Genomic DNA, 8208 nt, shown 5'->3' with positions numbered 1-8208 from the left:
GCCGTTTGCAATAGCATTACTAACACTTTCATCCAGATGAAATTTAATCTTGACTGGCATTTTCACCCTGTAATATTTTCTCAATTAAAGATGGTTTGTTTCCTTGTAGTTGTTTAGCAAAAGTTTCTCCTGCTTCAAGTTGTCGTCTAATTTCTTCTCGATTGTCATGGTAATAGGCCAAGGCCGCATAAACATCTGCTAGGGACATAGTAGGATGGTGATAAATAATTTCATCTGGTGACATTCCCATTCTTTCATGCCAAATTACAAGATCTTGAACTTTAATTCGATGTCCAGCAATACGAGGGTTTCCACCACAGATACCAGGAGTGATTTCAATATGTTGTGAGATAACTAAAGATGACATAATTACTTGCCAATAATATTAATAAATTGTTATTATCATACCATTTTTTCCCCAGTAAGGCCACATCAGTGCGATCGCCGCTCTTTTAGAGTGGATTAAGGTAGTGTAATGCACCTTATTGATAATAGAATTTTTGAAACCTAAAAGTCGAGGGCTTTGGTTTTAAGATTTATCAAGCTTAAAGTACAGTTAACATTAAGCTATAATAATCATTAGTCAACAACAATTATTACTATGTCTTTTGCAGCTAAATATCGAGATCGGATTGTGATTAACCCAGACATTCGCAGTGGCAAACCTTGCATTGTCAATACTCGTATTGCAGTAGCAGATATTTTTGATTATCTAGGAGGAGGGATGACTATTGAAGAAATATTAGATGATTTCCCCGATCTTACCTTAGAAGATATACAAGCCTGTTTTGCATTTGCCGCCGAGCGGGATCGTCGTTTAATGGTTATTCCCTATGAAACTGCTATTTGACGAAAACTTATCACCTAAACTACCTCTGTTACTGGTATCACATTTTCCCGATAGCGCTCATGTTAGAGATTGTAGCCTAAAAGGGTTTCCCGATCAAAGGATTTGGGAATATGCGCGTATCAATGGATTTATAATTGTCTCGAAAGATTCTGATTTTTATCAACGGAGTTTGTTGTATGGCCAACCTCCAAAGTTCATCTGGCTGAGGATTGGAAATTGTACCACTCATCATCTAATCAGTCTTATTTTAAAACATAAACAAGCTATTAAGAGATTTAGCGATAATTCTACCGAGTCCGTTTTAGTAATTGCATAATCATATATTATCCTCAGCGATCGCTTTTCTGATCGGGTGCATTAACAAAGTATAATGCACTTTATTTATTGTCTATTGATGAAATGATCCAAAGACGTTAATTTAAAAGATTGAGGTAAGGCAGTTTGTTGGGTTGGTCTTGTGTTAAAATTAAGCTGGAGTAAATTCTAATCCCCGATTAAAATTTCAACGGAACAATCACCATGAACTTTTATACCGTTATTTTGAGAAAAAGTGCAGATTATTGGGTTTCATTATGTCTTGAAAATGGATTAGTTGGACAAGGAGAAACTCAGGAAAAAGCTATTGAGAAACTAAAAGAAGCGATTGAATCTTTTTGGGAGATTTATCATGATCAAGCCAATATATATACCAGTCCTATTCCTATAGACGAACTTCATGAATTTTTAACTGTGGGAGATTCTGAAACTCCCGAAACTTACGAACTCAGAAAAGTTTATGCCTAAAAATATTCCTTCTCTTAAACCCAAAGCACTAATCAAAATTCTTGAAAAAGGAGGCTGTCAATTTTATCGAGAAGGAAAAGGTGATCATCGTTTATATTGTAGAGTATTGTATAATCAACGTCGAATCGTTCCTATCGATATAGGTGCAAAAGAAATGTCCCCTGCTTATGTTTTACGAATTTTTAGACAATTTGGTTTTACAGATGAAGAAATAGAACATTTATTAAAATAGATGATTGAATACGTTTTTTTCAAACGAAGAAATTATCTATTTTATTACGCTTTATCTTAATTTTATTTCCAAAAGCTAAAATAAAGTGATAGCTACCTTTTTAAGGTACATTAACGCGATAGTAAAACCCTCGATTGCTTGTTATAAATTGATTTAATGATTAATTTTCACCCAGTCATCGTCGATAAATTAGCCTCCCTTAAAAACAGGTAAAGTGACTATCACCATTTTGCCTAATTTTTTCACTCTGGTAATGAACTTTTGATTATGAAATGATCCAAATTTGAGGAGAATTTGCCATCTCAATTGTTAAGATTTCGTAATTATTCTGATTGACTGGTATCACCTAAAATACCCATGCGTATCACAAAATTGTCCAATTGTCAACAGCTTTTGAGATGCTCTCACCCTGTAGAAAATCAAGAATATTTTTTAGGTGGAATAGGAAGATGAAATTTATCGGTAAACTAATAAATTATCATCACCTAAACCACTTTCTAGCCTAATTAATAAGGCCATTTCCAGTTAGTAATCTCGTCCTTATCGATACCATTGGTAAAAGCATAATCGAGATTATCGATAATAGCATTTTTCATTCGTTCTTTCACATGACCGGCAGCAGAACCTAATTTCGGCACGCGATCAATGACATCGATTACTAAATGAAAACGATCAACTTGGTTACGAATGGCTAATTCTAGGGGAGTATTAATATTCCCTTCTTCTTTGTAACCGCGCACATGAATACGTTCTTGATTACTGCGACGGTAGGTAAGTTTATGAATCAGCCAAGGATAACCGTGGAAATTAAAGATAATTGGCTTATCAGTGGTAAATAAACTATCAAAATCCCGTTCTGATAAACCGTGAGGGTGTTCACTTTCCGACTGTAATTTAAACAGATCAACCACGTTGATAAAGCGAACTTTTAAGTAAGGGAATTCCTCCCGCAGAATTGCCGTTGCCGCCAGGGATTCTTTAGTAATAATATCCCCACAGCAAGCCATAATTACATCCGGTTCATCGGGATTTACTCCATCATCATCGTTACTTGCCCAATCCCAAATACCGATACCTTTGGTGCAGTGTTTAATTGCTTCTTCAATGGTCAAGTATTGCAGGTGTTTCTGTTTATCAGCAACGATAATATTAGTGTAATCCTTGCTCTTGAGACAGTGATTAGCCACACTTAATAAACAGTTACCATCGGGGGGAAGATAAACCCGCACCACGTCGGCACTTTTATTGGTTACTAAATCGATAAAACCGGGGTCTTGGTGACTAAAACCATTGTGATCCTGCCGCCAAACCACCGAGGATAATAACAGATTCCAAGAGGAAACAGAAGCGCGCCAAGGCACATGATTTTTGCAGATATCGAGCCATTTAGCGTGTTGGTTGAACATGGAATCGATAACGTGAGCAAAAGCCTCGTAGGAGTGAAATAAACCGTGACGACCGGATAATAAATACCCCTCTAACCAACCGACTAAAGTATGTTCACTCAGCATCTCCATCACCCGACCATCGGGAGATAATTGGCTACCATCTAAATCCTCCGGATAGGTATCGGCTAACCAAGCTTTTTTAGTCACTTCATAGAGAGCCGCTAAACGATTAGAAGCAGTTTCATCGGGACCAAAAACGCGAAAATTAGTCATATTATTTCGCATTACATCCCGCAAAAATACCCCCATCACTCCCGTGTTTTCCGCTTCCACTTGGGCCGGGTGGGTGACATCTACGGCATATTGACGAAAATCGGGCATTTTTAGGTCTTTACGCAGCAATCCGCCGTTAGCGTGCGGGTTAGCACTCATGCGACGATGACCAATAGGAGCGAGTTCTTTAAATTCTGGCTTAAATTTACCCGTGGTATAGTCAAATAATTCCTCTGGGTTATAGCTTTTCATCCACTCCTCTAATTTTCTCAAGTGTTCGGGGTTTTCCTGCATGGCACCCATGGGTACTTGGTGAGCGCGCCAGAATCCTTCCACTTTATGACCATCAACCTTTTTCGGACCTGTCCAACCCTTGGGGGACCGGAGGATAATCATCGGCCAGGGGTAACGTTTAGCCACTCCCGTGCTGCGAGCTTCCTGTTGATAGAAGCGAATTTGATTGATACAGTGTTCTAGGGTAGCGGCCATTTTTTGATGGCAGTGCATGAGGTCTTCATCTTCCTTACATTCGACGATGTAGGGAGTGTAACCGTAACCGACAAAGAGACTTTCTAACTCGTGCGTCGAAATACGGGAGAGAATGGTGGGATTAGCGATTTTATAACCGTTTAAGTTTAAAATTGGCAGTACCGCACCATCGCGAATCGGGTTAAGGAATTTATTCGAGTGCCATGCGGTAGCAAGGGGACCGGTTTCAGCTTCCCCATCACCCACCACCACGGCCGTAATGAGGTCGGGATTGTCAAAAACAGAACCGTAGGCATGGGAAACACTATAACCCAGTTCGCCGCCCTCATGGATAGAACCGGGGGTTTCGGGGGTGACGTGACTGCCGATGTGACCGGGAAAAGAAAATTGTTTAAAGAATTTTTGTAATCCTTCCTCGTCTTCACTTTTATCGGGGTAAATTTCCGAATAGGTTCCTTCTAGATAAACCGGACCGAGTACCCCCGGCGCCCCATGGCCCGGACCGGCCATAAAAATCATATCGAGGTCGTATTTTTTGATTAAACGGTTGAGGTGAACGTAGGTAAAACTTAAGGCCGGACTCGCTCCCCAGTGACCAAGTAAACGATACTTAACGTGTTCGGGTTTAAGATGTTCTTTGAGCAGGGGATTATCGCGCAGATAAATCATACCTACAGCTAAATAGTTACAAGCGCGCCAATAGGCATGGGTTTTATAGAGTTCCTCTTGAGAAAGGGGATTTTGCTCTGTTAAGGGTCTTTCTGGTGCGGATACCATGAATATTTCTCCGATATCTATGAAGGATGAGATTAAGAGAGTTGATAGACAATTTCTCCAGATTATCGAGAGGGTTAACCCTCGGTCAGTTTTCAAACTGTAATCAAGAGTCTAACCTTTCGGAGCGTAAAAAACTATTAAAATAAGCTATATTTTGCCAATCCGGCCAGGGGAATTTATGTCAGTCGGGCGGCGTTTTTAAATCGCTTTTAAAGGCATATTAATATCTTCTTAACTTAGGTAACAATAATTCTCAGAAAAATTTTAATTATTTTTTAATGTCAGCTTTTCCCAAAATACTATAGGGTTACACCCTAGTTTGTCGGGAAGAGCCTAATTAGGCCTTCTCGATGCCAGTGGTGAGGACTACTAGGATAGCTTTTGAAGCACTGAAACTTAAAATCTTTCTATACTTCATCTAGCGAGCAACAAAAGCTGATTAGCATATATAGTGATTCTCTAGAGGCCAATCAATTCTCAAATTATTGTTTCTTGATCGTGCCTAAGCTTATCGCAGCTGCAAAGGAGTTTTTTTCATGACAAAAGTAAGAGTCGCTATCAACGGATTTGGTCGTATCGGTCGCCTCGTTTTTAGGGCGGGTATCCAAAATCCTGATTTCGAGTTTGTTGGTATCAATGATCTCGTCCCCCCCGATAATATTGCCTATCTGCTCAAATACGACTCCACCCACGGACGTTTTCAGGGTACGGTAGAAGCAAAAGAAGATGGCATCGTCGTGGATGGTAAGTTTATCCCCTGTTACTCGATTAAAGACCCCGCTCAACTGCCCTGGGGTGCAACCGGGGCCGATTATGTGGTCGAGTCCACTGGTTTATTTACCACCGCCGAAGGGGCCGGAAAACACCTAGAAGCAGGGGCCAAACGGGTGGTTATCTCCGCACCCACCAAAGATCCCGACAAAATTCGTACTATTGTACTAGGCGTTAACGATAATGAGTACGATCCCGCTAAGGATCTGATCGTCTCTAACGCTAGTTGTACCACCAATTGTTTAGCCCCGATCACCAAAGTTATTAACGATAACTTCGGACTAGCGGAAGGATTAATGACCACGGTACACTCGATGACCGCCACTCAACCCACCGTCGATGGTCCATCGAAAAAAGATTGGCGCGGTGGTCGCGGCGCTGGTCAAAATATTATCCCCTCCTCCACGGGAGCAGCCAAAGCAGTAACCCTAGTTATTCCTTCCCTAAAAGGCAAATTAACCGGTATGGCCTTCCGTGTGCCAACTCCCAACGTTTCGGCGGTGGATTTAACCTTTAAAACCGAAAAAGCCACCAGTTACGAGGAAATCTGCGCCGCTATGAAAGCCGCCAGCGAAGGTCCGATGAAAGGTATCCTCGGTTATACCGATGAGGAAGTGGTATCGAGTGACTTTATCACTGACCCCCATTCCAGTATCTTTGATGCTAAAGCTGGCATTCAACTTAATGCCAATTTCTTTAAGGTCGTCTCTTGGTACGATAACGAGTGGGGTTACTCCTGCCGGATGTTAGACCTGATGAAAATGATGGCAGCTAAGGAAGCAGCCCTAGTAACAGCTTAAATCAGTTATCAGTTATCAGTAAACAGTAACCAGTGATCAGTAAACAGTAAACAGTAACCAGTGAAAAGACAGCACTGTTAATGCCTTTATCACTTAATCCTCAAATCTGATAAATGCCTTTATCACTTAATCCTCAAATCTGATAACTGATAACTGATCACTGATAACTGATAAGATGAATCCAAAATTTAAAGATATTATCGCTTGGGAACAGGCACAATTGTTAATGCAGCCGGCATTTATTCGGGTGCTGGATAATCTGCGTAAACAGTTAGAAAATTCCCTCTGGAAAGGAACTTATACAGAAATTCAAGATCCCTATCCCAGTTATCTGCTCTGTTTGACTTATCTCGATCGCTCCGTTACTGTAAATATTTGGGAACTTTGTTTTCAAGTCTGTTTTCTCGATTATCCCACCGATGAGGGAGAGAGCGTCACCATCGATACCAGTCTCCTCGACCCCACCGGTGAACTAGATTGGCAGAGTTTGGAAACGAAAACCGAGCGCATTATTAACCGATTATTCGCTAATTTACCCCAATGAAAGCAGATTTAGAAACGATCAAGGCAGAGTATGCCGCTAATTTTCTCAAAGATTACAGCAATGATCCCCAAAGTTTAGCATCCCAAACAATTTTAATCGATCGCTCCGATTGGGGTTTATTAGAATTAAAAGGCCAGGACCGACTGCGTTTTCTCCACAATCAAACCAGTAACGCGATTGATCGCCTGAAACCGGGTCAGGGTTGTGAGACAATTTTCCTTAACTCTACCGGTCGTACCCTCGATTTTGTCACAGTTTACGCCAGCGATGATTCCCTCCTCATCCTCGTTTCTCCCCAACGTCGTCAATTTTTACTGGAATTGATCGATCGCTATATTTTCCCCTTCGATAAAGTGGAAATTAGCGACTTAACCGATAATTTTGCCATTTTTACCCTAATCGGTACTGAAAGCGGGCAATACCTGCAAAAAATCGCCATTCCAGAGCAGATTTTAACGGGGGTGCAGCATAGTCATTATCTCCTTTCTGACCCCCCCCTGAGAGTGGCCGTCGGCACCGGCTTAGATCTGCCCGGATATACTTTAATCGTTGCCGCCGCCGAAGCCGGTCCCCTCTGGGAAAATTTAATTAAAAATGGCGTTACTCCCGCCGATGAGCAGGTGTGGGAATACCTGAGAATCCATCAAGGCCGACCGGCAGTCGATCGAGAATTAACCGAAGATTATAACCCTTTAGAGGCCGGTTTATGGCGAGCGATCGTTTTTGATAAGGGCTGTTATATTGGTCAAGAAACTATCGCCCGTCTCAACACCTATAAAGGCGTAAAACAAAGACTTTGGGGCATAAAACTTAGCCAACCCGTCCCCAGCAATACCCCGATTATTTTAGAAGCGCAAAAAGTCGGTTTACTCACCAGTGTGCTGGAGGATTTTGGCTTGGGTTATGTGAAAACAAAAGCGGGAGGAGAGGGTTTGAAAGTACAAATCGGCGAGGCAACAGGAGAATTAATCCCTTTACCCTTCCTCTCTCACGAATACCCCTTTCAGTGAACAGTAAACAGTAATCAGTAATCAGAACGTAGGTTGGGTTGAAGTATGAAACCCAACGCCCGCCTGGGTTAGTGATAACTCACATCTGATATAGTCATTTCAGATAATTCTGATCCACTCTAGACCGATGAAAACCTTATGAACTCTGGCATTTATATTCTCAATCTTAATTGAAATGACTATAGCTGATAACTGATAACTGATAACTGATAACTGATAACTGATAACTGATAACTGATAACTGATAACTGATAACTGATAACTGATAACTGAAAAACCCCCTAACCCCAG

Annotated in this window: 9 protein-coding genes; 7 read left to right on the top strand and 2 right to left on the bottom strand. The window is 41.2% G+C overall.

What is annotated here, in order from left to right; genetic code table 11:
* Positions 1-43 precede the first annotated feature (43 nt).
* A complete protein-coding gene (locus PX636_RS11610; RefSeq protein ID WP_288117271.1) occupies positions 44-367 on the bottom strand; it encodes a DUF433 domain-containing protein in 324 nt (107 codons plus the stop codon).
* A gap of 234 nt (positions 368-601) precedes the next feature.
* On the opposite strand from PX636_RS11610, the gene PX636_RS11605 reads away from it, so the two are divergent.
* From PX636_RS11605 to PX636_RS11590, 4 genes are all read left to right on the top strand, one after another.
* Positions 602-850: a DUF433 domain-containing protein gene (locus PX636_RS11605; RefSeq protein WP_002735373.1), complete on the top strand. Its 249-nt coding sequence runs from the start codon at positions 602-604 to the stop codon at positions 848-850.
* Positions 834-1166 (top strand): DUF5615 family PIN-like protein, encoded by a 333-nt coding sequence (locus tag PX636_RS11600; RefSeq protein ID WP_044034951.1) that lies wholly within the window; start codon positions 834-836, stop codon positions 1164-1166. The genes PX636_RS11605 and PX636_RS11600 overlap by 17 nt, the downstream gene beginning before the upstream one ends.
* A gap of 203 nt (positions 1167-1369) precedes the next feature.
* Positions 1370-1633: a type II toxin-antitoxin system HicB family antitoxin gene (locus tag PX636_RS11595; protein ID WP_002737641.1), complete on the top strand. Its 264-nt coding sequence runs from the start codon at positions 1370-1372 to the stop codon at positions 1631-1633.
* A complete protein-coding gene (locus PX636_RS11590) occupies positions 1626-1865 on the top strand; it encodes a type II toxin-antitoxin system HicA family toxin (protein WP_002798208.1) in 240 nt (79 codons plus the stop codon). Before PX636_RS11595 ends, PX636_RS11590 begins: the two co-directional genes overlap by 8 nt.
* A 506-nt stretch (positions 1866-2371) precedes the next feature.
* On the opposite strand, the gene PX636_RS11585 is transcribed toward PX636_RS11590, so the two are convergent.
* Positions 2372-4792 (bottom strand): phosphoketolase family protein, encoded by a 2421-nt coding sequence (locus tag PX636_RS11585; RefSeq protein ID WP_288117269.1) that lies wholly within the window; start codon positions 4790-4792, stop codon positions 2372-2374.
* Between the two features lie 536 nt (positions 4793-5328).
* On the opposite strand from PX636_RS11585, the gene gap reads away from it, so the two are divergent.
* From gap to ygfZ, 3 genes are all read left to right on the top strand, one after another.
* Entirely contained in the window at positions 5329-6363 is a 1035-nt protein-coding gene (gene gap / locus PX636_RS11580; RefSeq protein WP_002798206.1) for a type I glyceraldehyde-3-phosphate dehydrogenase, read from the top strand.
* A gap of 175 nt (positions 6364-6538) precedes the next feature.
* Positions 6539-6907, top strand: coding sequence for a hypothetical protein (locus PX636_RS11575; protein ID WP_002740015.1), 369 nt, complete (start codon positions 6539-6541; stop codon positions 6905-6907).
* Positions 6904-7917 carry a CAF17-like 4Fe-4S cluster assembly/insertion protein YgfZ gene (ygfZ, locus tag PX636_RS11570; protein ID WP_012266361.1) on the top strand — a complete coding sequence of 338 codons (1014 nt, stop codon included), beginning with the start codon at positions 6904-6906 and terminating at the stop codon, positions 7915-7917. Before PX636_RS11575 ends, ygfZ begins: the two co-directional genes overlap by 4 nt.
* The last annotated feature ends 291 nt before the right edge of the window (positions 7918-8208 follow it).

The organism is Microcystis sp. M53598_WE2, from assembly GCF_030067735.1.
Lineage (GTDB): Bacteria > Cyanobacteriota > Cyanobacteriia > Cyanobacteriales > Microcystaceae > Microcystis > Microcystis aeruginosa.
The sequence above is the reverse complement of the archived record's forward strand: the minus strand, read 5'-3'. Positions and strand labels throughout refer to the sequence as shown.